The organism is Planomonospora sp. ID67723 (assembly GCF_015711605.1).
GTDB lineage: Bacteria > Actinomycetota > Actinomycetes > Streptosporangiales > Streptosporangiaceae > Planomonospora_A.
Map to the genome: position 1 here is coordinate 1 of NZ_JABTEZ010000004.1, position 21547 is coordinate 21547.

General features: G+C 71.1%; 21 protein-coding genes. 10 read left to right on the forward strand and 11 right to left on the reverse strand.

Going from position 1 to position 21547, the window contains the following annotated elements:
* The 3 genes from HS041_RS26520 to HS041_RS26530 all read right to left on the reverse strand — a co-directional run.
* A partial coding sequence (locus tag HS041_RS26520) for an acyl carrier protein (RefSeq protein WP_196443576.1) occupies nucleotides 1–454 on the reverse strand: 454 nt, incomplete at its 3' end.
* The gene (locus tag HS041_RS26525; RefSeq protein WP_196443577.1) at nucleotides 454–2166 is read right to left on the reverse strand and encodes a fatty acyl-AMP ligase; all 1713 of its coding nucleotides are present in this window, start codon (nucleotides 2164–2166) and stop codon (nucleotides 454–456) included. The genes HS041_RS26525 and HS041_RS26520, both read right to left, overlap by 1 nt.
* A gap of 12 nt (nucleotides 2167–2178) precedes the next feature.
* Complete coding sequence (locus tag HS041_RS26530) at nucleotides 2179–3351, reverse strand: phytanoyl-CoA dioxygenase family protein (protein ID WP_196443578.1); 1173 nt, start codon at nucleotides 3349–3351, stop codon at nucleotides 2179–2181.
* Between the two features lie 581 nt (nucleotides 3352–3932).
* On the opposite strand from HS041_RS26530, the gene HS041_RS26535 reads away from it, so the two are divergent.
* Genes HS041_RS26535 through HS041_RS26545 form a run of 3 tightly spaced genes read left to right on the forward strand, consistent with a single transcriptional unit; the run spans nucleotide 3933 to nucleotide 9712 of the window.
* Nucleotides 3933–6749 (forward strand): helix-turn-helix transcriptional regulator, encoded by a 2817-nt coding sequence (locus HS041_RS26535; RefSeq protein ID WP_196443579.1) that lies wholly within the window; start codon nucleotides 3933–3935, stop codon nucleotides 6747–6749.
* 57 nt (nucleotides 6750–6806) lie between these two features.
* On the forward strand, nucleotides 6807–8096 hold the full coding sequence (locus HS041_RS26540) for a cation:proton antiporter (RefSeq protein WP_196443580.1): 1290 nt from the start codon (nucleotides 6807–6809) through the stop codon (nucleotides 8094–8096).
* The gene (locus HS041_RS26545; protein WP_196443581.1) at nucleotides 8093–9712 is read left to right on the forward strand and encodes a DUF885 domain-containing protein; all 1620 of its coding nucleotides are present in this window, start codon (nucleotides 8093–8095) and stop codon (nucleotides 9710–9712) included. The genes HS041_RS26540 and HS041_RS26545 overlap by 4 nt, the downstream gene beginning before the upstream one ends.
* Before the next feature lie 130 nt (nucleotides 9713–9842).
* Here the strand turns inward: HS041_RS26545 and HS041_RS26550 are convergent, their stop codons facing one another.
* On the reverse strand, nucleotides 9843–10478 hold the full coding sequence (locus tag HS041_RS26550) for a CBS domain-containing protein (protein WP_196443582.1): 636 nt from the start codon (nucleotides 10476–10478) through the stop codon (nucleotides 9843–9845).
* Between the two features lie 206 nt (nucleotides 10479–10684).
* Here HS041_RS26550 and HS041_RS26555 point away from each other — a divergent pair, with 206 nt between their 5' ends.
* Nucleotides 10685–11692: an Acg family FMN-binding oxidoreductase gene (locus HS041_RS26555; protein WP_196443583.1), complete on the forward strand. Its 1008-nt coding sequence runs from the start codon at nucleotides 10685–10687 to the stop codon at nucleotides 11690–11692.
* Nucleotides 11693–11713: 21 nt separating this feature from the next.
* On the opposite strand, the gene HS041_RS26560 is transcribed toward HS041_RS26555, so the two are convergent.
* Both HS041_RS26560 and HS041_RS26565 read right to left on the reverse strand, forming a co-directional pair.
* Nucleotides 11714–12262: a hypothetical protein gene (locus HS041_RS26560; protein WP_196443584.1), complete on the reverse strand. Its 549-nt coding sequence runs from the start codon at nucleotides 12260–12262 to the stop codon at nucleotides 11714–11716.
* A 35-nt stretch (nucleotides 12263–12297) separates the two neighbouring features.
* Nucleotides 12298–12960: an endonuclease V gene (locus tag HS041_RS26565; RefSeq protein ID WP_196443585.1), complete on the reverse strand. Its 663-nt coding sequence runs from the start codon at nucleotides 12958–12960 to the stop codon at nucleotides 12298–12300.
* A 233-nt stretch (nucleotides 12961–13193) separates the two neighbouring features.
* On the opposite strand from HS041_RS26565, the gene HS041_RS26570 reads away from it, so the two are divergent.
* From HS041_RS26570 to HS041_RS26585, 4 genes are all read left to right on the forward strand, one after another.
* The gene (locus HS041_RS26570) at nucleotides 13194–14015 is read left to right on the forward strand and encodes a sulfite exporter TauE/SafE family protein (protein WP_196443586.1); all 822 of its coding nucleotides are present in this window, start codon (nucleotides 13194–13196) and stop codon (nucleotides 14013–14015) included.
* A gap of 186 nt (nucleotides 14016–14201) precedes the next feature.
* Nucleotides 14202–14549: an ArsR/SmtB family transcription factor gene (locus tag HS041_RS26575; protein WP_196443587.1), complete on the forward strand. Its 348-nt coding sequence runs from the start codon at nucleotides 14202–14204 to the stop codon at nucleotides 14547–14549.
* Nucleotides 14546–15274, forward strand: a complete 729-nt coding sequence (locus tag HS041_RS26580; protein WP_196443588.1) for an aquaporin — start codon at nucleotides 14546–14548, stop codon at nucleotides 15272–15274. Before HS041_RS26575 ends, HS041_RS26580 begins: the two co-directional genes overlap by 4 nt.
* 58 nt (nucleotides 15275–15332) lie before the next feature.
* Nucleotides 15333–15737: an arsenate reductase ArsC gene (locus tag HS041_RS26585; RefSeq protein WP_196443589.1), complete on the forward strand. Its 405-nt coding sequence runs from the start codon at nucleotides 15333–15335 to the stop codon at nucleotides 15735–15737.
* A 191-nt stretch (nucleotides 15738–15928) separates the two neighbouring features.
* On the opposite strand, the gene HS041_RS26590 is transcribed toward HS041_RS26585, so the two are convergent.
* Entirely contained in the window at nucleotides 15929–16291 is a 363-nt protein-coding gene (locus HS041_RS26590; protein ID WP_196443590.1) for a VOC family protein, read from the reverse strand.
* A gap of 515 nt (nucleotides 16292–16806) precedes the next feature.
* Here HS041_RS26590 and HS041_RS26595 point away from each other — a divergent pair.
* A complete protein-coding gene (locus tag HS041_RS26595) occupies nucleotides 16807–17451 on the forward strand; it encodes a dihydrofolate reductase family protein (RefSeq protein WP_196443591.1) in 645 nt (214 codons plus the stop codon).
* A 553-nt stretch (nucleotides 17452–18004) separates the two neighbouring features.
* Here HS041_RS26595 and HS041_RS26600 read toward each other — a convergent pair.
* Together HS041_RS26600 and HS041_RS26605 are read right to left on the reverse strand one after the other, a co-directional pair.
* Nucleotides 18005–18481: a hypothetical protein gene (locus HS041_RS26600; RefSeq protein ID WP_196443592.1), complete on the reverse strand. Its 477-nt coding sequence runs from the start codon at nucleotides 18479–18481 to the stop codon at nucleotides 18005–18007.
* A 208-nt stretch (nucleotides 18482–18689) separates the two neighbouring features.
* The gene (locus HS041_RS26605) at nucleotides 18690–19055 is read right to left on the reverse strand and encodes a DUF5997 family protein (protein ID WP_196443593.1); all 366 of its coding nucleotides are present in this window, start codon (nucleotides 19053–19055) and stop codon (nucleotides 18690–18692) included.
* Nucleotides 19056–19109: 54 nt separating this feature from the next.
* Here HS041_RS26605 and HS041_RS26610 point away from each other — a divergent pair, with 54 nt between their 5' ends.
* Nucleotides 19110–19823 carry a LysR family substrate-binding domain-containing protein gene (locus tag HS041_RS26610; RefSeq protein ID WP_307845484.1) on the forward strand — a complete coding sequence of 238 codons (714 nt, stop codon included), beginning with the start codon at nucleotides 19110–19112 and terminating at the stop codon, nucleotides 19821–19823.
* Nucleotides 19824–19827: 4 nt separating this feature from the next.
* Here HS041_RS26610 and HS041_RS26615 read toward each other — a convergent pair whose 3' ends face one another.
* Both HS041_RS26615 and pdxR read right to left on the reverse strand, forming a co-directional pair.
* Nucleotides 19828–20010: a hypothetical protein gene (locus tag HS041_RS26615; RefSeq protein ID WP_196443594.1), complete on the reverse strand. Its 183-nt coding sequence runs from the start codon at nucleotides 20008–20010 to the stop codon at nucleotides 19828–19830.
* A gap of 1 nt (nucleotide 20011) precedes the next feature.
* Entirely contained in the window at nucleotides 20012–21415 is a 1404-nt protein-coding gene (gene pdxR / locus HS041_RS26620) for a MocR-like pyridoxine biosynthesis transcription factor PdxR (protein WP_196443595.1), read from the reverse strand.
* Between the last annotated feature and the right edge of the window lie 132 nt (nucleotides 21416–21547).

The window sequence follows — 21547 nt, forward strand, 5'->3', positions numbered from 1 at the left end:
CGGCCACGGTGTAGGTGGTGGTGCCGGGGGTGAGTTGATCCAGAAACCACAGCCGTTGCTGGGCCGATGACAGCGGGATCCGTTCGGGCCGCGCACCCTCCCACAGTGCCGACCGTTCCCCTCCACGTGGCGTCGGCCGTTCCTCCTCGCGCGGACCGGCCTCGTCCCCCTCACCCACAGCAGGTCGTTCATCCTGTTGCATGATGAAAGCCGCTTGGCGGGCCAGATCGGCCAGAGGCGTCCCGGCGAGCATGTCGGCGACGGGAAGCGACACGCCCAGGGAGGTCTCGACGCGGTGCTGGAGGGTGACCGCCATCAGGGAGTCGAAACCCAGGCTGACCAGCGACCGGTCGGTGGCGACCCGATCCTCGGGGATGTCCAACGCCTCACCGACCGCCGCCCGCAGGTAAGCCTCGATGGCTGCGGCGTCGAGCGACGAAACGATCTCGGTCATCAGGCCACGTCCTCTCCGGCTTGCGCCACCGGCAAGACGGGCAACTTCTCTTCGAGGAAGAGCCGGCGACACAGGCCGCGCTGGAGTTTCCCGTTGGAGGTCTTCGGCACCGATCTGCTGCGGACCAGCGTCACCGCGTGCAGGGACAGGCCGTGCTCCTCCGCCACGGCTTGCCTGATGGCCGAGCGAACCTCCTCGATCCGCGCCGGGTCATGGCTCGGGGAGAGTTCCGCGACGACCACCAGTTGCTCGCTGCCGTCCACTTCGACGGTGAAGGCCGCGACGCCGCGCGGACGCACCGTCGGGTGGGCGCGCGTCACGCAGTCCTCGATGTCCTGCGGGTAGTGGTTGCGACCCCTGATGATCAGAACGTCCTTCACCCGGCCGGTGACGAACAGCTGCCCCTGCCACAGGAAGCCGAGGTCCCCGGTCCGGAGGAAGTCGCCGGTGACTCCCGGCAACCTGGTCTGGAACGCCTCCTGCCCCTTGTCGTTCCAGTAGCCCGCGGCCACGCTCTCGCCCGCCACGACGATCTCGCCGATGCGTCCGTCGGGCAGCGGTTCGAAGGTCGAGGTGTCGACGATCCGCACGTCCAGCTCGGGGGCGGGACCGCCGCATCCGACCAGCCAGGTGTCGCCCGCCTCGTCGGGCTCGAAGGAACGTTCCTCCAGGGATCTGACGGAGGTCCGCGCGGTGACGGTCGGCGCCCCGGCCGGGCCGCCGGAGATGAACAGGGTCGTCTCGGCCATGCCGTAGCACGGGTACCACGCCTCAGGGCGGAATCCCGACGACGCGAAGCACGCGGCGAACTGGTCGAACGTCCGCTTCCTGATCGGCTCGGAGCCGGAGAACGCGATCGACCATGTGCTCAGGTCCAGTGGGGCCGTCGTTCCCTCCTGGAAGCGCCGCACGCACAGCTCGAACGCGAAGTCGGGTCCACCGCTCACCGTGGCGCCGTACTGGGAGATCAGCTCCAGCCAGTGCAGCGGCCGCTGCAAGAAGTCGAGCGGCGTCATCAGGACGGCGGGGAACCCCCGGTACAGCGGTTGCAGGATCCCGCCGACGAGCCCCATATCGTGGTACGGCGGCAGCCAGCTCACGCACACCGACTCCTCGGTCACGCCCATCCGCGAGGCGATGACGGAGGAGTTGTGCATCAGGTTGCCGTGCGTCACCACGACGCCCTTGGGATCACCGGTCGACCCGGACGTGTACTGCAGGAACGCGATGTCACCCGGCACGGGCAGCGGGCCGGTGAGCTCCTCGTCGGCGGCGAACGCGAAGTCCTCGACGGCCACTTGGCGCAGGCCCCGTAGCGGGCCTTCCCCGGCCTGCGCCGAGACCAGGGCGAGCACCGGCGCGTCGGCCAGCAGGACGCTCGGCGACGCGTCGTCGACGATCCCCAGCAGCCGGGACAGGCTGCGGCTGTTGGTCGGCGGGTACACGGGAACCGCGATGAGCCCGGCGTAGAGCGAGGCGGCGAACGCCACGACGAAGTGGGCGCCGGGGGAGCACATGACGAGGACGCGGTCGCCGGGCTCCGCCATCTGCCGCAGGCCGACGGCCAGCGCCCGGGCCCGGCGCTCCAGCTCGCGGTAGGTCAGTTCTCCCGAACTCGCGTCGGTGGGGAAGAGATAGGCCTTTCCGCCGCCGCTCTCGTGTGCGCGGTGGCGAATGATGTCGACCAGAGTGCTCGGCCGGAAACTCGTCATCTTGTCATTCCCCTAATCCCGGAACCATTCGAGCTGACCAAGGGCGATCGAGAGATCGCCGTCGACGGAGAGGGCTCCCCTGCCGAACGCGTCGACGGGATCGGCCTTGCCGCCGGTGATCATCAAGTAGTCGCGGAGCGTCGTGGTGATCTTGACGTCGGCGCGCTCCTCGCCACCGGGCACGGCCAGGCAGCGGCTGCCCGAGACCTGGATCTGCCAGCGGTGGGTGCCGGACTCCGAGACGAGGCGGTACTCGATCACCGCGTCCTCCCCGACCGCCTTCTCCGGGCGGAAGGAGTCCTGCATGTTGTTGAAGATGCCGGCGAGCACGACGTGCTCCCTGTCGCGCTGCCCTTGCGGGGGGATCCGGACATACCGCGAGGCGGTGAACTCGGGGATCTCGCCCCCGGCGCGTTCCACCGTCCGCACGGCTTCCGGCACGTCGACCCACTCGCCCGTCGACCAGTCGCGCGACAGCTCGTCCCAGCCGGGCACCGGGCCGTGCATGTGGGGGAGCAGCGCGTCGGCGGGGAGCGGTTGCGCGGCCGACTGCCAGCGGTAGTCCCCTGACAGGCGCAGCCGTTCTGTCGTGTTGGGCAGCGCTGCGTGCGCCGTGAGGCAGTGGAAGATCAGCACGTCCCCGACTCGGTAGTCCGTGGTGGCCCAGGCGTCGTCGTCGAGGTCCACCCGGTGCAGGCGCGCCACGACGCCCTCGTTCTGGGACCCGGTGAGGATCGCCAGCCCGCCGAGGTCCCGCGGGCAGTCGACGAAGGGGATCCACGAGGTGAACATGTCGGGCACGCCCTCGACCACGAAGTCCTGGTGGGCGTAGATGCCGGGCGTCGTGCCCAGGCGGGTGGGCCACACCATCCGGCCGACCTTGCGCGGGTGCGAGAAGACATCGTCACCGATCAGGTCGCGCATCACCGCGGTCAGGGCGGGCTGGTGGACCAGCGCGTGAAAGTACTCGTGCCGCTGCAGCGCGATGTAGCCGCCGAAAAAATTGGCGTTCTTGAAATCCCGGGCCGGCGGCTCCAGCGGGGCCTCGTCCGGTGGGAAGCCGTCCTTCAGCCACCCTTCGGCCTGAAGTGCGGAAAGTGTGTCGAGCGCGAGTCCCCTGATCGGCTCCGGATCGAGAAGTCCGCGAAAGAAAAGGTATCCGTCCTCCGCGATCCTCTGCCTCATCGCCTGCGGGTCGCGAATAATTCCGGATGATTCTTTCAGATCGCGCATCTGGTTCCTTTCGTTACTCGGCCGTGTTCAGCCGACCGTGCGACCGGCAGCGCTCACATCGTGAAAACGTGAATGATCCGAATTCTTCAGTCATGGAATTCGATGGGCTGCGGCATCTTCTGGTGGGCAGCCGACGTCGCGGTCAGCGTAGCGGGGGGTCGGGCCGGGGAGTAGTTAGGGAAAACCCTGAGGAGTCCGGACCGGCTTCTGGGCCGCCTGCGGGCGTGGGCCCAAAGCGGGTGTTTCTGCAGGAAGAAGCATTTCGGTGATGAAGGTTGAAGCATTGATTAATGACTCCGCGTAATGGCGGCCATCTATTTGAGTCATCATCCGACGTCGCCGCTAATCTTCATTGACAAGCCTGAAGATGTCATGCATGATCCCGGAGTTAGATCTTGTGGTACTGATTTCCATGGGGGCGCGGCAGGTGGCCGTGTGATTTCCATCTCGATTGACAGCGCGTCGCGAGAATCGCTTTAGCTGTCTGATGGAGTGATAGGGCTGGACCAGGGATGCGGGGAGTAGAGCGGACGATGATCGGCCGCAAGAGAGAGCTTGAGGTTCTCATGCAGGCGCTCGACGGCCTGCATGACAGAACGATGAGGGGCGTCGAGATCGCAGGTGATCCCGGTGTGGGCAAGACGCTGCTGCTGACCGAGTTCGCCAGGGGGGCGGGAATCCGCGGTCAGGTCGTGCTGGCAAGCCGCGCCTGCGAGCAGCAGCACCACAGGCCGCTCGGCATGGTGATGAGCGCGGTCGACGACCACACGGGACGGCTGGGGAACAGCCCGCAGCGATGGGTCGGCTCCGGCCTCGCCGACGTCCTGTCGAGGGTCTTCCCCACGCTGGTCGGACCGGCCACCCAGCCGTGGCCGGAGCCTCGGCGCGCGGCCCTGTTCCGTGAGGTGCGCGTGCTCTTCGAGGAACTCGCCGAGCCCGACGGCCTGGTGCTGATCTTCGACGACGTGCACTGGGCCGACGAGACCTCCGCCCGGCTCATCGCCCATCTGCTGGAAGACCCGCCGCGCGGGCCCGTGCTCATGGCCGTGGCCCACCGCCCCCGGCAGCTTCCCCCCTTCCTGCGTGCGGCGCTGGCCGGTGCGGGACGCCTCGCCTCCCTCGAACTCGGCCCGCTGAGCGAGAGGGAGGCCCACGAGCTGCTCGGGCCGTGCTTGAGCAGAACCCAACGCCGCACGCTGTACCAAGCCAGCGGCGGCGTTCCCTTCTACCTGGAGGGGCTGGCCGCCGGGCGGGACGAGCCCAGCGGGCTGTCGACGACGGCGGCGGCGGCCGTACGCGCTGAGCTCGCCGGGCTCTCACCGCAGCAGCTCCTGGTGGCCCAGGCGGCGGCGGTGGTGGACGACCAGTTCGGCCCGCCTCTGGTGGCCGAGCTGGTCCAGCTCCCCTTGCCCGAGGTCCGGGAGATCTTCGCGTCGCTGACCCGACGCGACCTGATCCGCGAGACCGAACCCGCCGGCTTCTCCTACCGGCACCCGCTCGTCCGCCAGGTGGTCTACGAGACGACGGGTGTGGCCTGGCGGCTGGCCGCCCACGCCAGGGCTGCCAGCGTGCTGGGGGACGGGGAGAACTCGGTGGTGACCCGCGCGCGGCACGTGGAGCTGGTCGCCAACGTAGGCGACGAGCAGGCGGCCGCGACGCTTGTCGAGGCCGCCAGCAGGATGGTCTCCCGAGCGCCCGCCGAGGCGGCCAACTGGCTGCGCAGCGCGCTCCGCCTCCTTCCCGACTCCGCGGAGGTCTCCTGGCGGCAGGTGGATCTGATGACCGCATTCGCCAAGGCGCTCGCCGCGGGCGGGCGGCTCCAGGAGAGCGGGGACACACTCCACGAGGTCGTCCGCCGCCTGCCCCACGACCAGAAGGTACGGCGGGTGCATGCGGTGGCCATGTGGGCGATGATGCAGCGGCTGCTCGGCCGCCACCGGAAGGCGCGCGCCCTGCTGCTCAAGGAATTGGAGGGCTTCCCCGCCGGGGGCGTGCCCGAGACGGCCGCCCTCAAGCTGGAACTCGTCGCCGCCGCCCTGCTCGGCGAGGTGGGCGTCGCCGAGCAGGAGCAGCTCAAGGAGCTGGTGACCGCGGTGGACAGCCATCCCGACCCGGTGCTGCGGGCCGCCGGTCTCGCCCTGGTCGCCCTGGTCGGCAGCGTCATAGGCCGGTTCGAGCAGAGCGAGACCACGCTCTCCCGGGCCGCGCGGATGGTCGACGACCTGTCCGACGACCAGCTCGCCCGCAGGATCGACACCGTCATCTGGGTGGGCTGGGGAGAGATCTTCAACGACCGCTACATCAGAGCCAAGCGTCATCTCAACCGAGGACTGAACCTGGCCCGCTCCTCCGGCTCCGCCTCCGGCCTGCCGCGGCTGCTGGTCGCCCTGGCCCGGCTGCACATGACGCTGGGCTGGCTGCCGGAGGCGGCCGAACTCGTCGATGAGGCACTGGAGCTGGCCGAGCTCTCCGGCAGCGACGACCTGCGCACGATGGCGCTGACCGTACAGTGCCAGCTCGCCGCCGCGAGCGGAGACCTCGATACGGCGCTCCGTGCCGGCGGCCAGGCGACGGAGACGGGCCGGTGGGTCAAGGGCCGGTGGTGGACGTTCGCCTGGCTGGCACTGGCCGAGGCCCGGCTGCTGGCGGGTGACGCGAAGGGCTGCCTGGAGGCGATCGAGCTCGTGGGGGGCGGCCCCGAGCTGCCGGGGGTGGTCGCGGCCGCAAGGCCCGAGGTATTCGAGATGCTCACCCGGGCCGAGCTGGCGGTCGGGCGGCCGGAACGGGCCGAGATGTGGGCCGACCGGGCGGAGGCGGCGGCGGAACGGGGCGCGGCGAGCGGCAAGGCGTTCGCCCTGCTGGCGCAGTCCCGGACGCTGGTCGAGCTCGTCCCCGGCCTGGCCGCCGAGCGGGCCACGACCGCGGCGTCGGCCTTCGCCAGGCTGGGGCGCCACATCGACGCCGGGCGCGCGCGGCTCATGGCGGGCCTGGCGTACACCGCGGCCGGACAGCAGGTGCAGGCCGAGAACGAGCTCGATCGGGCCGAAGTCCTGTTCGAGCAGGCTCAGGCGCGATCCCTGCTGGAGCAGGCTCGCCAGGAGCGGAGCAGGCTCCTCGAGCACACCCCACGGTCGCGCGGCGCGGCCGCCCGGCTCGGCCTGCTGACCAAGCGGGAGACCCAGGTCGCCACGCTGGTCAGCGAGGGCTATACCAACCGCCAGATCGCCCAGCGGCTCGGCGTCACCGACAAAACCGTCGAGGCCCACCTGGCCCGGGTCTTCGCCAAGCTCGGCGTCGCCTCCCGAGCGGCGGTCGCAGTCCTGGTCGTCCAGACGGTCGAGGCGGTGTAGGTGAATTCAGTCATGGAGTCCGCCCGGACGACCGGGGCGGTGTGAGGGGAATTGTCTGTGGAGCTCGGGGATGCCGTTTTGTGGTTCGGGCACGTTGCGGCCATTCTGCTGGTCAGCATGGGGGTCGCCTTCGTAGGCGGGAGGCTTGCCCGCGTGCTCGGCCAGCCGGTGGTGATCGGTGAGGTGGGGGTGGGGCTGCTCGCCGGCCCCGCGCTGCTCGCGGTCGGCGGGCCCGAGTTCACGGCGGCCCTGCTGCCGCCCGGACCGCTGGACGCGGTGCGGGCGGTGGGACATGCCGGGCTGCTGCTGTTCCTGGTGGGGGTCGCGCACGAACTGCGGGCGGGATCGATCACCGTGCACGGGCGTTCCCTGTGGTGGGCGGTGGCCGGATCGCTCGGACTACCGCTCGTCGTGGGCTGCCTGCTGGCCGGGTGGATCATCTGGAGCGGCGACGCCGAGCTGCGCGGGCCGGCACCAGACCCGGCCCTCGTGCTGCTGGTGGCGATCTCGCTCGCCGTGACCGCGGTGCCCGTGCTGTCGCGGATCCTGACCGACCGGGAGATCATGCACACGGTCGTGGCCCGCCTGTCCGTGGCCTCCGCGGTGATCATCGATGCGGTCGCGTGGATTCTCCTGTCCGTGGCGATCGGCCTGACCGAAGGGGAAGGAACGGGCAAGGTGGCCGCCCTCGCCGCACTGGCCGTCGGGGGCGGTGCGGCCGCCGTTCTCGCGCACCGGGAACTGGCCCGCGACGGGGCGGTCGGGTTCGGCAGACGATTTCCCCGGCTGGCCGCGACGCTTGCCGCGGCCTGCGCGCTCGGCGCCTCCGCCGCCATGGGGCAGTGGGGGATGACGGATATCTTCGGAGCCTTATTGGTCGGATTCGCCCTGCCGGCGGGCGGGAACTCGGCGGGTGAGGGCTCGCCCTGGGGTGAGGCCGCGCATCGGGTCGCGCGGGTGGGGCGGATGCTTGTGCCCGTGTTCTTCGTCGTGGTCGGTGTCACGGTCTTCGCCGTCCCTTCGGTGACCTTCCCGTGGATGGCGATCGGCGTGGTCACGGTGGCGGGCATCCTCGCCAAAGTGGGCGGCGGGTACCTCGGCGGTCGGCTGGGCGGACTCTCCCACCGGGCGGGGCTGCAGCTCGGCGTGCTGATGAACACCCGCGGGCTGACCGAGCTCGTCGTCCTGCAGGCCGGATACACGGCGAGGATCCTGACGGCGCCGCTGTTCCTGGCCCTGGCGGTCATGACGCTGGTGACCACGGCGATGACGGGTCCGCTCTACGCCCTCCTCGACAGATCCGTCCGATCGGCCGCCCCGGCCACCGTACTGAAGGGCTCGCGATGATTCAGGACTCCCCGCTCGACCGGCTGGCCGATGCGCACCACGAAGCGCAGTGCCGTCTGGACCCCGTGCGCGCGACCCTGTCCGGAACGACGGGGTTCGACGACGCCCTGCCGGACTACTCGCCCGACGGCTGGGCCGAGCGGCTGTCCTTGTGCGAGGCCACTCTGGCCGGGCTCGACGCCCTGCCCGCCGTACAGGACGCTCCGGCAGCCGCGATCCTGCGCGAGCGGCTGGAGGCGGAGGCGGCCTACTTGGGCTCCGGCCTGGCCGCGTCGCTCAACGTCGTGGTCAGCCCGCCCATGCTGATCCGCGAGTGCCTGGGCCAGGCCGACACCGCGGGCGAAGCCGGGGCGCGAAACCTGGAGGCCCGGCTGCGGGCCGTACCCGCCGCCCTGGACGGCTACCTGAGCATGATCGTGGAGGAGGCGGGCAGGGGACGGCCCCCGGCGCGGGAGCAGGCCGAGGTCGTGGCGCTGATCGCCCGGTCCTGGTCGACCGATGCGATGTTCACCGATCTCGCCGCGGACGCGGCGGCCCGGGGCGCCGCGGGCTCGCCTGCGCTCGGCCGCGCGCTCGCCGCCGCCGCCGAGGCGGCGACCGCCGCGTACGCGGACTTCGCGGACGGCCTGGAACGGCGGGCGCTGCCCCGCGCGGTCGACGACGACACCGCGGGTCCGCAGGCCTACGGCATGGCGGCCCGCTACTTCCTCGGGGTCGATATCGACGTGCAGGAGACCTACGCCTGGCTCGCCGAGCGCCTGCATGAGGTGGAGGCGCAGACCCTGGCCCTGGCCGGGGAGTTCGGACCCGGCGCGAACCCGCGCGAGGTCGCCGCCCACCTCGACGCCGACCCGGCCTGGCAGATCGGTGCCGACCGGCTGGAGGGCTGGCTTCGCGAACGGCTCGACCTCGCGTCCGATCTCGTCGGCCGCCACGTGATCGACGTGCCGGTGGAGCTGAAGGCGGTCGAGGCGGTCGTGTCAGGAGAGGGGGGCCCGATCCGCTATCTGCCGCCGACCGCCGACCTCTCCCGCCCCGGCCGGGTGATCTGGCCCTCGTCCGGTGAACCGGCCGTCCCGGTCTGGAGCCAGGTGACGGTCGTGCACCACGAGGGCGTGCCGGGACACCACCTCCAGATGGGGGCCGCTGTCCTCGATCCGGCCCTGCCCGTCTGGCGGCGGCACACCCACGTGCCAGGTCACGCGGAGGGCTGGGCGGTGTACGCGGAGGGTCTCATGTTCGAGCTCGGCGCGCTCGACGGGCCGCCCGCGCTGGGCTACCTGATGGGTCTGCGGGCCAACCTCGCGGTGGCCCTCGCCGACGTCGGCGCCCACACCAGGCTGCCCATGATCTCCGGCGAGCCGTGGACGCGGGACCGGACCGCGGCCTTCCTCCGCGCGCACTCCACGATCGCCGAGCCGATGCTCGACTTCACCGTGCTGCGGGGCAGGGCGTGGCCGGGCCAGGCGCTGACCTACGCGTACGGCGCCAGAGTCTGGCACGACGCCCGCGAGGCCGCGCGTCGGCGGCTGGGTGCCGGATTCGACTCCCGGGCTTTCCACTCCCAGATGCTGGGACTGGGACCGTGCGGCCTGTCGGTGATCGCTGCCGCCTGACGTCCGCATGCACCGGGTACTACAGACGTACCCCGAGGCGCCCGCCATCACCGCGTCGAACGACGCGTCGTCGTCGCGGCCCCGCCGAGCAGTTCCTCTCACTTCCGGACCTCCTCCGGGGCGGCAGACTCTAACCCGCCGGGTGCCTGACCCGGACGACGCCGGGAACGGTGCGGGCCAGCAGGTCGGCGATCCGGTCGGCGTGCTCGCCGCAGCGGCCGTGCAGCTCCGCCACACCGTCCCGGACGGAGACCTCCCACGTGGGCCCGGAAGGGTAGTGCTCGTGCAGCGCGGCGAGCACGTCGGCGCGCAGGTCCTCGTCGGACCGGGCCAGCACGGCCAGCAGGTCGCGGCGGCTGACCATGCCCACCAGGCGCCCGTGCTCGACCACCGGCACGCTCTTGACCCTCTTGCCGACCATGAGGTCGATCAGCGTCACCGCGTCGGTGGCCGGGGTCACGGTCGCCACCTCGGCGGTCATGACCTCCTCGACCAGGAACGGCACGGGCTCGCCGTGTCCCAGCACGGCCCGGGCGCTCGCCCGGGGGTCGCGCTGGAACTCCCCGCGCAGCAGATCCATCTCGCTGACGACGCCCGCCAGGCGTCCGTCCTCGTCCAGGACGGGCGCGGCGGTGACGTCGGCCGCGTACAGCACCCGGACGGCCTGCCGTACCGGATCGGTACGGCGGACCGTGATGACCTGATCGGTCATGACTTCGCGGACCAGCATGGCCACGGCTCCCTCCGGCGTTCGCTCTCCTGCCATCCCATCATCCACCGGGGCTCCGCGCAGAGGCCGCAGGTCCCTGCCGGCAGGGACTTTCGACCACCGCGAGGCGACGGGGAGGTCGCAGGCGGGCGGGACGGCGGCCCCGCTCGCGCGGGAGGGGCCGTAAGGCCCTCCTGCCCGGGACCTTCGGCGTCTGTCGCTCGCGGGTCCGCCGGGAAATCCTGACGGGGAGGAGGCAGATCATGAAGAGCACGCAGTTCACCGCCCACCTCGGTGGGGAGGCCGCCTTCGCGCTCCGTGCGGCGGTGGAGGCCGCCGTGCGGGCGCCGTCGGTGCACAACACCCAGCCGTGGACCTTCGTCATCGAGGACGGGGAGATCGCCCTGCGCGCCGACGCCGACAGGAAGCTCACGCTCAGCGACCCGGCGGGCCGGGAGCTCCTGATCAGTTGCGGCGCGGCCCTGTTCACCGTACGGCTCACGCTGCGCGGGTTCGGCTACGAACCGCTGGTGCGGGTGCTGCCCGACCCCGACCGCCCGTCCCTGGTGGCGACGGTCCGGCTGGGGGAGAGGGGCGAACCCGACGAGCACACCCGGATGCTCCGCGCCGAGATCGAGCGCCGCCGCACCCACCGGGCGGGGTTCACCGAGCTGCCCGTGCCGGACCGGCTCGTCGAGGCGCTCGTCCTCCAGGCGGGTGCCGAGGGGGCGAAACTGACGCCGGTCCGGTCACCGGCGGCTGTCCGGGTGCTTGCGGCGCTCACCTGCGCCGCCCAGGACGTGCAGTCCCAGGACCGCGCGTTCAGCCTGGAGGGGATCCGCTGGGCCCTCCCGCCGGACAGCTCCCGCAAGGACGGCGTCCCGGCGGGGAGCTACCCGAGGGAGGCCGAGCGCACCAGCCCGCACTTCGCCCAGCGGGACTACGCCCACGGCCACCCGTGGGGCAACGACAACGACCAGTCCATGTCCGCATCCACCGGGGTGGTCGTGCTGCTGACCACGCGCGGCGACTCCCGCGAGGACTGGGTCGCGGCGGGGCAGGCGATGCAGCGCGCCCTGCTGCACGCCTCCGCCCACGGGACCGACGCGGCCTTCCACACCCAGGCGCTGGAGATGTTCCACCTGCGGGAGTTCCTGCGTCAGGAGCTCTGCTCGGGAGACTATCCGCAGATGATCATCAGGCTGGGTTTCTCCTTCGACGAGACCGTGAGTGTCCGGCGCCCGGTCGCCGAGGTACTCCAGGAGCGCTGACCGGTCCTTGCTGGAGACCGCTCACCGGGGAACGTGCTCCCAGGAGGGGTCGCGGTAGAGCACCACGGAGGTGCCGCGGAGCAGCTCGTCCGGGGCGGAGACCATGACCAGCTCGCCGGAGGCCTCCAGCCCGCGCAGGATGTCGCGGACCCGGGGCCCGACGGGCAGCCGGCCGACCGGCAGGCCGAGGGCGTCACGCACGGCGTCGGCGACCTCGGAGAGGCGGAACGGCCCGGCCAGCGGGGCGATCACCGCCCGGACGGCCTCGACGCCGATCGCTGTTTCGGCCTCGGCGTGGGCGAGCTGCCACTGCAGCTGCGTCCTGCGCCGGCCGCTCCCCGCGCAGGACGTGCAGCCCTGGCTGTAGCCCGGCACGATGTCCTCGGTCTTGGAACCCAGGCACGTGGTGCACTGGCCGGTCTCCATGGCGTGCAGCTCGGCCGCGGTCCGGTCGCGCAGTTGCGTCCCGCACAGGCAGAGGTAGACCCGGAAGCCGCCGCGGACCAGGACCAGGTCGTCGGCGTCGTCGGGGATCTCCTCCCAGAGCGCGGTGATCGTGTGTTCTCTCATGACTCGTGTGACTCTACCGAGTGGTCGGGGCGGCTTCACCGATCGCCGGCGAGCGTGGCGCGTGAAAGGCGGTCGGCGACGCGGGTGGTCTCCGGCAGCCGGTAGGCGGGGGTCAGGTCGAGTACGTTGCGGCAGGCCGTCTCGAGGTCCGTCCGGTGGCCGACGGAGACGAAGACCGGCTTGACGCCGTCGCGGGTGCGCAGGACCCGGCCGACGACCTCGCCGTCCAGGGTCAGCTCCGTCCAGGAGCCCCTTTCCGGCGCCGGGTCGCGGTAGGCGCCGACGAACGCGGTCTTGCCCACGCCGATCGCGGGCAGGCCGGTGAGCACGCCCAGATGGCAGGCCAGGCCGAAACGGCGGGGGTGGGCCAGGCCGTACCCGTCGCAGACGACCAGCTCCGGGACGACGGTCAGGCGCTCCAGGGCGTCGAGCAGGGCCGGGAGCTCGCGGAAGGCGAGCAGGCCCGGGACGTACTCGAACGCCGTCCGGCCGGTGACGGTCACCTCCTCGAGGACCTCCAGCGTGGCCCCGTCGAGCACGGCCACCGCCGCCGCCAGCCGGTCACCGTCGTAGGCCACGTCCACCCCGGCGACGGTGGCGGGCCGGAGGGGACCGGGCCCGGTCAGGTCCAGCAGCGGCCGGAGCTCGTCCTGGATCGCCTCGGCCTCGGCGGGGGTGCGGGGCATGCGTACCTTCATGCAGCAATGATCGCCCTTCCCGGGGACGGCGGTCGCGGCGGACTACTCCCGGGTGAAGGCGAGCCGGGCGAGCCGGGCGAGCCGGCCCTGCTCGCCCGAGGCCCAGCAGCCGTGGGCGGCCGCTGGCCGCGCCGCCGGGACAGGCCGGACCGTGCCGAGGCCGGAGCCCGGTACGGACCGCTCACCCCCAAGGGCCGTAGGGTGCGAACGCTGGACGGAAGGGGGAGGGGAGCGTGGACGACGGCCTGGTGCCCGCCCGTGCGGTGCGCTCGGCGCCGCTGGTGTTCGCCGCCGGGGCGGCGGTGGGCGTGCTGGGAGGGGTGATCGGCCTGGGCGGTGCGGAGTTCCGGCTGCCGCTGCTGATCGGGGTGTTCGGGTTCGCCGCGCTGTCGGCGGTCATCGTCAACAAGGCGATGAGCCTGATCGTGGTGCTCACCGCGTTGCCCGCCCGCCTGGGCGCCGTCTCGGCGGCGGACCTGGGCGCGCACTGGAGTGTGGTGGTCAACCTGCTGGCCGGGAGCCTGATCGGGGCCTGGGCCGGGGCGTCCTGGGCGGTACGGATGCGCAGTGCGACCTTGTGCAAGGTGCTGGCGGCCCTGATGGTGCTCATGGCCGGCGCTCTGGTGCTCACCCACACCACCGCTCTGGGCACGCCGACCCTGCCCGGCCCGCTTCAGGCGGTCATCGGAGCCGTGGCCGGGTTCGGCATCGGCGTGGTAGCGGCGATCATGGGCGTGGCCGGCGGCGAGTTGCTGATCCCCACGATCGTGCTGCTGTATCCGGTGGACATCAAGACCGCCGGCAGCCTGTCGCTGCTGGTGTCCCTGCCCACCATGCTGGTCGCCTTCGCCCGCTACAGCCGCGATGGCAGCTTCGCCGTCCTGGGCGCCAGCCCGCGCTTCATCGCGGTCATGGCCGCAGGCTCGATCACCGGCGCACTGCTGGGGGGGCTGCTGCTCGGCGTCATCCCCGACCTGGTCCTCATCCCCGTCCTCGCCGTCGTCCTCCTGGTCTCGGCGGTCAAGCTGGCCCGCCACGCTCCTCCAGCGGTGTGAACCCCGGCCCGCCGGGTGCCTCTGCCGAGGCCGAGATCGCCACCTTCCTGCCGCTGCCGGCCGCGTTGGAGATGCCGGTCGCGTGAGCGGTCCGGCCGCCGAGCCCGCTGTCGATCCGGCCATCGATGTGTGTCAATATAGACGGCGGGTGAACCCGCCAGGCCAAGACGCTGAGCAGGGAGTTCGATGGAGCTGCTGGAGTGCTGCGCGCCGTTGGCGCGTGAGCCGATCGGCGCCGAGCAGTCGGGTGCCGTGGCGCGGGTGTTCAAGGCCCTGGGCGATCCGGTCCGGCTGCGCATCCTGTCGATCGTGGCCAGCCACGTCGACGGCGAGGCGTGCGTGTGCGACCTGAGTGCGGCCTTCGATCTGTCCCAGCCCACCATCAGCCACCACCTCAAAGTGCTCAAAGACGTCGGCCTGCTCACCTCCGAGCGGCGCGCGTCCTGGGTGTACTACCGGGTGGTGCCCGAGCGGCTGGCCGAGCTGTCGGCGCTGCTGAGCCTGCCCGCCGGCGTGTCCGGAGCGGTCTCGTGATCCCGCTGCCGCGCCGGCTGCTGGCCGAGTTCCTGGGCACCGCACTGCTGGTGGCCGTGGTGGTCGGCTCCGGAATCATGGCCCAGACCCTGTCCCCGCAGGATGTCGGCCTGCAGCTGCTGGAGAACGCCCTGGCCACGGTGTTCGGCCTGGGTGTGCTGATCGTCGTTCTCGGACCGGTCTCCGGCGCGCACTTCAACCCGGTGGTCTCCCTGGCCGAGTGGTGGCAGACACGCGGCACCGGCACCGGATTGGCCGCCCGCGAGCTGGCCGCCTACACGATCGCCCAGACCGGCGGCGCGATCGGCGGGGCGGTGCTGGCCAACGCCATGTTCGACAGGGCGCCGATCAGCTGGGCGGCGACCGAGCGGGCCGCGGGACATCTGTGGCTGGGCGAGGTGGTGGCCACCGCCGGCCTGGTCCTGGTCATCTTCTGCCTGGTGCGTTCCGGTCGCGGCGCGCTCGCCCCGGTGGCGGTGGCCTGCTACATCGGCGCCGCCTACTGGTTCACCTCCTCCACCAGCTTCGCCAACCCCGCCGTCACCGTCGGGCGGGCCTTCTCCGACTCCTTCGCCGGTATCGCCCCGGCCTCGGTGCCCGCCTTCGTCGCCGCGCAACTGGCCGGTGGGGTGATCGGTCTGCTGCTGGTGGCCGGATTGTTCGGCCGCGCCCCGGCGGGCCGGGAGCAGGAGGCGGTCATGCCGCATCCGGCGCCGCGGCCGTGACCGGCCGGAGCCGCCTTCACCCGCCGCATCCGGCGGCCTACGGAGAGGATTGCAAGAGATGAGCGACAAGCCCAGCGTGTTGTTCGTGTGCGTGCACAACGCCGGACGCTCCCAGATGGCCGCCGGCTGGCTGACCCATCTGGCCGCGGACAAGATCGAGGTCCGCTCCGCCGGGTCGGCGCCGGCCGAGACGATCAACCCCGTCGCCGTCGAAGCGATGGCCGAGGTCGGCGTCGACATCACCGCCGAAAAGCCCAAGGTGCTCACCACCGAGGCCGTGCAGGACTCCGACGTGGTCATCACCATGGGCTGCGGGGATGCCTGTCCGTTCTTCCCCGGCAAGCGGTATGAGGACTGGAAGCTGGAGGACCCGGCCGGCCAGGGCATCGAGGCCGTACGGCCCATCCGTGACGAGATCCGCACCCGGATCGAGAAGCTCATCTCCGAACTGCTTCCCGCCTGATGCCGTGATCACGGTCATGCTGACGATGACGGCGCAGGCCCTCGCCCTCGGCCGGGCAACCGGCCCCGCCGAGGGCGGGAGTCGCTGACATCGATTCCGCGCAAGCAGCCGACGGGTTCAGGCTCTGACCCGCTTCCGGTGATCGGTGACTCAAGGTGAACTCGGAGAGCGCTGATGCGTACTGCGGCCGGCTATTTCTGGTGGATCTGGATCCGGTGGCCGTCCGGACCGTCTACATGCGCATATGTGCCCCACGGTTCTTCGACCGGGTCTGTGACCGTGACCCCCGCGTTCCGGAGTTCACCGACCGTCGCCTGGATGTCGTCGCACGTGAAGGTGAGGTAGGCCCCCTCTCCGGGCTGCTTGCCGAATGCCGCGGCGTCGTGGATGGCTATCGATGTCTGGCCGTTCGGCGGAGTCACCTCGATCCAGCGCGTTCCCTCGAACATTTCTGCGTCGGTGGTCTTCTTGAAACCGAGCTTTTCGACATAGAAGTCCACGGACTCCTGCTGATCGCTGACGTAAAGCACGGCCACGCCGATATGCGTGATCACGGCGGCTCCCGAAGTCGAGATCTTGAGAGGAGATGCCAGGGTACGACATCCATCGGTGCCGGGCAGGCTCCCGCCGACATCGGCACCGGCGGTGGCTCATTGCGTCGAGGGGACGGGTCCTCCCGGCACCACAGCCGTAGACCGCGTCGGTGACCTGCGGTGACGCTGGATGCAGGGCGGCCACCCGGTTTGGACGCGGCCTGATGATCTATCGTGAGTGGGAGTGCCGGTGCGGCGTCCCGGCCTGGTGGCATAAGCAGGGCACCGTGCTGCGCGCTTCGAGATCGGTCGGCATGTGCTGTTCGAGGAATCGGACGTGCGGGCCCGGACCAAGGCGCACCTGCCGAGCCCCGCTGCCGGGCGTCGCAAGGACGCTGACCGCGGGACGGGGTGATGACCGATGCACCGGGCGAGACGGTCGACGAGTATGAAGCCGGGTGCCGTCGCGGCGATGAGTCCGCCGACGCCCACAGGTCTCCCCCCGACCGAGACAACCAACTCAACAGGAGTAAGGCATGGGCCTCATCCACATCGAGCTGTTCGCAACCCTCGACCTCATCGGGCAGTCGCCCGGCAGCCCCGACGAGGACCCGGTGGGGTTCCCGTTCGGCGGCTGGCAGGCGCCCCTGCTGGACGAGGTCGCCGGAGCGCAGATCGGTGCCGCGTACGAGGGCACGGACGCCCTCCTGCTCGGCCGGCGGACGTATGACGTCTTCGCCGCCTACTGGCCGCACCAGAAGGGCGGCGAGGACAACGAGATCGCCACGCTCTTCAACAGCGTCCCGAAGTACGTGGCCTCCCGCGGCAGGCCCGACCTCTCGTGGGCCGGATCCACGCAGCTCGGCCCGGATCTGGCCGACGCGGTGCGCGAGATCCGTGACCGGCACGAGCACGTGAAGGTCGTCGGGAGCCTGAATCTGGTGCAGACCCTCCTGCGCGAGAAGCTCTTCGACCGTCTCGACCTCTGGGTGCACCCGATCGTGCTCGGCGTCGGGAAGAAGGTGTTCGACGGCGGCGCGGTGCCCACGAACGTCACACTCCTCGAACCGCCGGTAGCCAGTCCGAAGGGCACCGTGTACCTGCGCTACGGGCTCGCCGATGGCACGCCCGGAACGGGGGACATGAGCGCACCCGATCGCGGTGCCGGGCGTGATGACTGAAGCCGCCCCGCGCCAGGCGGGTCCGTGTCGTCGGCGGTGAACCCACCGGGTCGGCATTCCGTCACGGCGCCGGCAGTCCGGGGCGCCGACGCCGTGACGAAGTGCCCTGTCGGGCCTCGTACCTCGTCGAGGACGGCGACGAAGAGCGACACCTGGTAGGTGAACACCGCCGCGATCGACACACGCGCCGCAACCACATTCACTGTTTCGCCTCCCCTGTGTGCGCCACCGTGGCGCTTCTCCGATGACGTCGGAGCCGAGCACGCCCACCGGACACCTGCCGCGGTTGTGGTCTCCAGGTTCAGCAGTCCGGCGAGCTGGGCGGCGCGCATCTGGTGGTCCCAGCGCGCCTCCTTGTCCCCGCGGCCCTTCAGGTCGGCGGAATCCAGGCCGAGTTGCTCGGCGAGGTAGTCGACCACGACGGCCGGGGCGTCGGTGGGGCCGTCACGATGGGGCTGAGATGCCGGGAACCTGGACACGGGGGGTGCTGCCTGGCGTCGGGGCCGGTGAAGCTCCCGCCTCGCGGACCCGGCAGGGCCTTCGAACCCGAGGGCTACAGGCCGGTCATCACCAGGCTCATGTAGTACCAGTAGTCGCCGCCGAAGATGTGCTGCGGGATGTAGGTGATCTGTCCGGTGGCGAGCGTGGCGCAGGTGGAGCCCCACGCGGTGACCGAGCCGAGCTGCTTGCCTTGGCCGACGGCGGGCGGGGTGACCTCGCGCAGGCTGAACAGTGCTGATCCGGTGGTGCCGATGGTGGTGGTCGGGTTGGCGAAGTTGCCGGAATAGGCGCGGTCACCGTTATTCATGGCGACGTACTGGTTGCCGCCGGGGTACATGTACCCGGCGAGGTTGATCCGGATCTCGTCGCCGTTGTTCTCATCCACGTCGTAGGCGTCCACGTAGTTCAGTTCCACCCGGCACGTGGCGGCCGTGGTCGTCGCGCTGGCGGGCGAGACCGCGGACACAGTCGCCGAGACGGACAGGCCCGCCGTCAGCGCGAGCGCGAGTATGAGTTTGTGAGACCGCATGCCGTTTCTCCCTCTGTTGACCGGCGTTTCATGCCGAAACGCCGGCATCTCAGGGTGCGGCAGGCAGCGTGGGGAGGTCAGCGGCCAAATACGCGCTCCATCCACGCCTTTTTGCGCCGACGGGCGAAGGGATCATGTTCGGCGGTGGCGCGGGGAGTCAGGGTTGCGGGCGTGGGTGGTGACGCTCTGGCCGGCACCCTCCGTCGAACTATCGCTGCTTGAGGCGCTGCGCTTCCTTGCGCACCTCGGCCTGGAGCGACCGCTCGTGCTTCAGCCACTCGGGCTCCTCCGCCTTGATGGCGTCGATCTCGGCGGTGGTGAGCGGCCCGGTGATGCCGCCCCTGGCCAGGCCCGAGTTGGAGATGCCCAGCTTCACGGCGACGACCTGCCTGGGGTGCGGCCCGTTGCGCCGCAGATCAGCCAGCCAGGCCGGCGGAGTGGCCTGCAGCGCGTTCAGCTCATCCCTGGACACGACTCCCTCCTGGAACTCGGCGGGAGTGGCCGAGAGGAGCACACCCAGCTTCTTGGCCGCGGTCGCGGGCTTCATCGTCTGAGTGGTCTTGAGCTTGGTCATGGTGTCAAGGGTATGGCGCGAAGCCGCTTCCCCTGACATCGGTACCCTGAGGAGGTGACTGACAGGGAGTTCCGGCTGGCTTACGTGCCCGGGGTGACGCCCGCCAAATGGGTCAACGTCTGGGCCGAGCGTGTGCCCGACGTGCCACTCGTCCTGGCCTCCGTTGCCGCCGACGAGGTGGTGGAGTTCCTGCGCGACGGCGGCGCCGACGCCGGGTTCGTGCGGCTGCCCGTGGACCGCGAAGGGCTCAGCGTGATCCCTCTCTATGTCGAGACCACCATGGTCGTGGTGCCGAAGGATCACATGGTGGCCGCCGCCGACGAGGTGACTGTTGCCGATCTCGCCGACGACGAGGTGTTCCATCCGATGGACGACACCCTTGAGTGGACGGCCCTGCCGGGGCTGCCGGCTTTCACGCGTCCGGACACGACGGCGGAGGCGATCGAGCTGGTGGCGGCGGGGGCCGGGCTGCTGCTGGTCCCGCAGTCGCTGGCGCGCCTGTATCACCGCAAGGATCTGACCTACCGGCCGGTCGTGGAAGCGCCGCAGTCGCAGATCGCACTGGCCTGGCCCACGGAGGCGACGACTGATCTGGTGGAGGACTTCATCGGCATTGTCCGTGGACGTACGGTGAACAGCTCGCGGGGCCGTACCTCCGCACCTGCTCCGGGGAAGGCGCGGAAGCAGCCGTGGAGTCCCGCTCCGGGCGGGTCGGGTCGCCGGGGCGCGCAAACCGGCCGGGGGAGGAAGGGTCACCGGCCCCGCTGAACCGTCATTCCCGGCGCGGAGCCGGCGAACGCCGGCCCACAGGCAGGCGGGCGACCCTGTCCTTGGCGCCTGCCATCGCGATGACGTGCGCCGACGTCTCGCGCTCCGGGCGGTTGGCCATGATGATCGCGATGGAGAACGGGGCCGGCACGGCCTGTGCGCGCTCCAGCGAAGTGACCCCCTTCACGTCAGCCGACGAGGCCGGTGACGAGGGCGTCGATCGCGGCAGCGGTCCGCTCGGTCGGCAGGGCGCCGAATCCGACGAGGAATCCCGTGACCGATCCGGGGTCCTGGTAGGTGCGGTGCAGGGAGCCGACAAGGACGCCGTGCCGCGTGAGGGCGTGGGACGGGTCGTCCTGCGACGCCGCGCCCGGACCGACCACGGCCAGGTGCAGACCGGCGTGGGCCGGCAGCGGTCGGTAACCCGCCGGGAGCCGGTCGAGCAGTTCGCGGTAGATGCGGTGGAAGCGGGGGGTGTAGGCCGCACGCACCCGCCGCAGGTGACGGCCGAGATGGCCTCCGTCGACGAAGACGGTCAGTGCCTCCTGGAAGGCCAGCGGAGGGCACCAGTCGATTGCCTGACGCACAGCGAGGACGGCCGGCACCAGCGTCATGGGGGCGGCCAGGAATCCCATCCGCAACGCGGGACTCAGGATCTTGCTGAAGGTGCCGACGTAGATCACACGCCCGTCGCGGTCGAGGCGGTGCAGGGGTTCGAGCGGGCGCGCGGTGTGCCGGAATTCGCTGTCGTAGTCGTCTTCCACGATGGCCGCGCCGTGTCGGCCGGCCCAGTGCAGCAGCTCCAGCCGGCGACGGCGGGACAGGACCACGCCGAGCGGGTACTGGTGCGACGGTGTGACGTACACCAGGCGCGCGCCCGACGGGATCGCGTCGACCACGATGCCGTGTTCGTCGACCGGCACGCCTACCGCGTCGACGCCGTGGGAGCGCAGCAGTTCCCGCACCGGCGGGTATCCGGGCTCTTCCACGCCGACCACGTCTCCGGGGGAGAGCAGGACTCTGGCCACGAGGTCGACTGCGTGCCCGGTGCCTGCGGTCACCACCACCTGCCCCGGCGTCACGGTGATGCCCCGCGAGCTGGCCAGCCAGCGCGACAACGCGGCGCGCAGGTCGGCGGTGCCGGCGGGGTCGCCGTATTGGACCGAGGCCTGCCGCAGGCCGGACAGCACGCACCGGCGCCACGCGACGGCGGGGAACAGGTGTGCGTCGATCCGGCCGGGCCGTAGATCGAAGACGGCCTCGGCCTGCGGGGCGTCGTCGTAGCGCCGAAGCGCCGCGCTGCGCGGGGTCGGGGCGAGCGCACCGGGCGACGGGCTCTGCGGGTATGGCTGGTGCCCGCCGGCGACGGCGGTACCGCCGCCGGCCCGGCCTTCGATGTACCCCTCCGCGGCCAGGGATCCGTAGACGTCGGTGACGGTCGAGCGGGCGATGCCGAGTTCGGCGGCCACAGCCCGCGACGGCGTCAGGCGCTCGCCCGGGCCCAGCCTTCCGCTCAGGATCGCGTCACGGATCTGTTCGTACAGCTGCCGGGTCACGCCGCGGTCATCGTCGGGATCGATGAACAGCTCCATCGCCCACTCCAACTTGGTCGGGTTGGGAGTGCTGTGCTTGGACCTGTTGAGGAGGCCACCTTCACCGTAGCGTCGAAGTCGAAGACGCCGCAGCCCCCGGAGAGCGGTGAAGCCGATCCGAAACGGATCCGA

What these genes read in the sequence shown, in the direction of transcription:
- HS041_RS26600 (WP_196443592.1), bottom strand. Translation starts at nt 18,481, where the DNA reads ATGCGGTCTCACAAACTCATACTCGCGCTCGCGCTGACGGCGGGCCTG.
- pdxR (WP_196443595.1), bottom strand. Translation starts at nt 21,415, where the DNA reads ATGGAGCTGTTCATCGATCCCGACGATGACCGCGGCGTGACCCGGCAG.
- HS041_RS26550 (WP_196443582.1), bottom strand. Translation starts at nt 10,478, where the DNA reads ATGGCAGGAGAGCGAACGCCGGAGGGAGCCGTGGCCATGCTGGTCCGC.
- HS041_RS26560 (WP_196443584.1), bottom strand. Translation starts at nt 12,262, where the DNA reads ATGAGAGAACACACGATCACCGCGCTCTGGGAGGAGATCCCCGACGAC.
- HS041_RS26535 (WP_196443579.1), top strand. Translation starts at nt 3,933, where the DNA reads ATGATCGGCCGCAAGAGAGAGCTTGAGGTTCTCATGCAGGCGCTCGAC.
- HS041_RS26565 (WP_196443585.1), bottom strand. Translation starts at nt 12,960, where the DNA reads ATGAAGGTACGCATGCCCCGCACCCCCGCCGAGGCCGAGGCGATCCAG.
- HS041_RS26605 (WP_196443593.1), bottom strand. Translation starts at nt 19,055, where the DNA reads ATGACCAAGCTCAAGACCACTCAGACGATGAAGCCCGCGACCGCGGCC.
- HS041_RS26525 (WP_196443577.1), bottom strand. Translation starts at nt 2,166, where the DNA reads ATGACGAGTTTCCGGCCGAGCACTCTGGTCGACATCATTCGCCACCGC.
- HS041_RS26575 (WP_196443587.1), top strand. Translation starts at nt 14,202, where the DNA reads ATGGAGCTGCTGGAGTGCTGCGCGCCGTTGGCGCGTGAGCCGATCGGC.
- HS041_RS26545 (WP_196443581.1), top strand. Translation starts at nt 8,093, where the DNA reads ATGATTCAGGACTCCCCGCTCGACCGGCTGGCCGATGCGCACCACGAA.
- HS041_RS26555 (WP_196443583.1), top strand. Translation starts at nt 10,685, where the DNA reads ATGAAGAGCACGCAGTTCACCGCCCACCTCGGTGGGGAGGCCGCCTTC.
- HS041_RS26585 (WP_196443589.1), top strand. Translation starts at nt 15,333, where the DNA reads ATGAGCGACAAGCCCAGCGTGTTGTTCGTGTGCGTGCACAACGCCGGA.
- HS041_RS26595 (WP_196443591.1), top strand. Translation starts at nt 16,807, where the DNA reads ATGGGCCTCATCCACATCGAGCTGTTCGCAACCCTCGACCTCATCGGG.
- HS041_RS26530 (WP_196443578.1), bottom strand. Translation starts at nt 3,351, where the DNA reads ATGAGGCAGAGGATCGCGGAGGACGGATACCTTTTCTTTCGCGGACTT.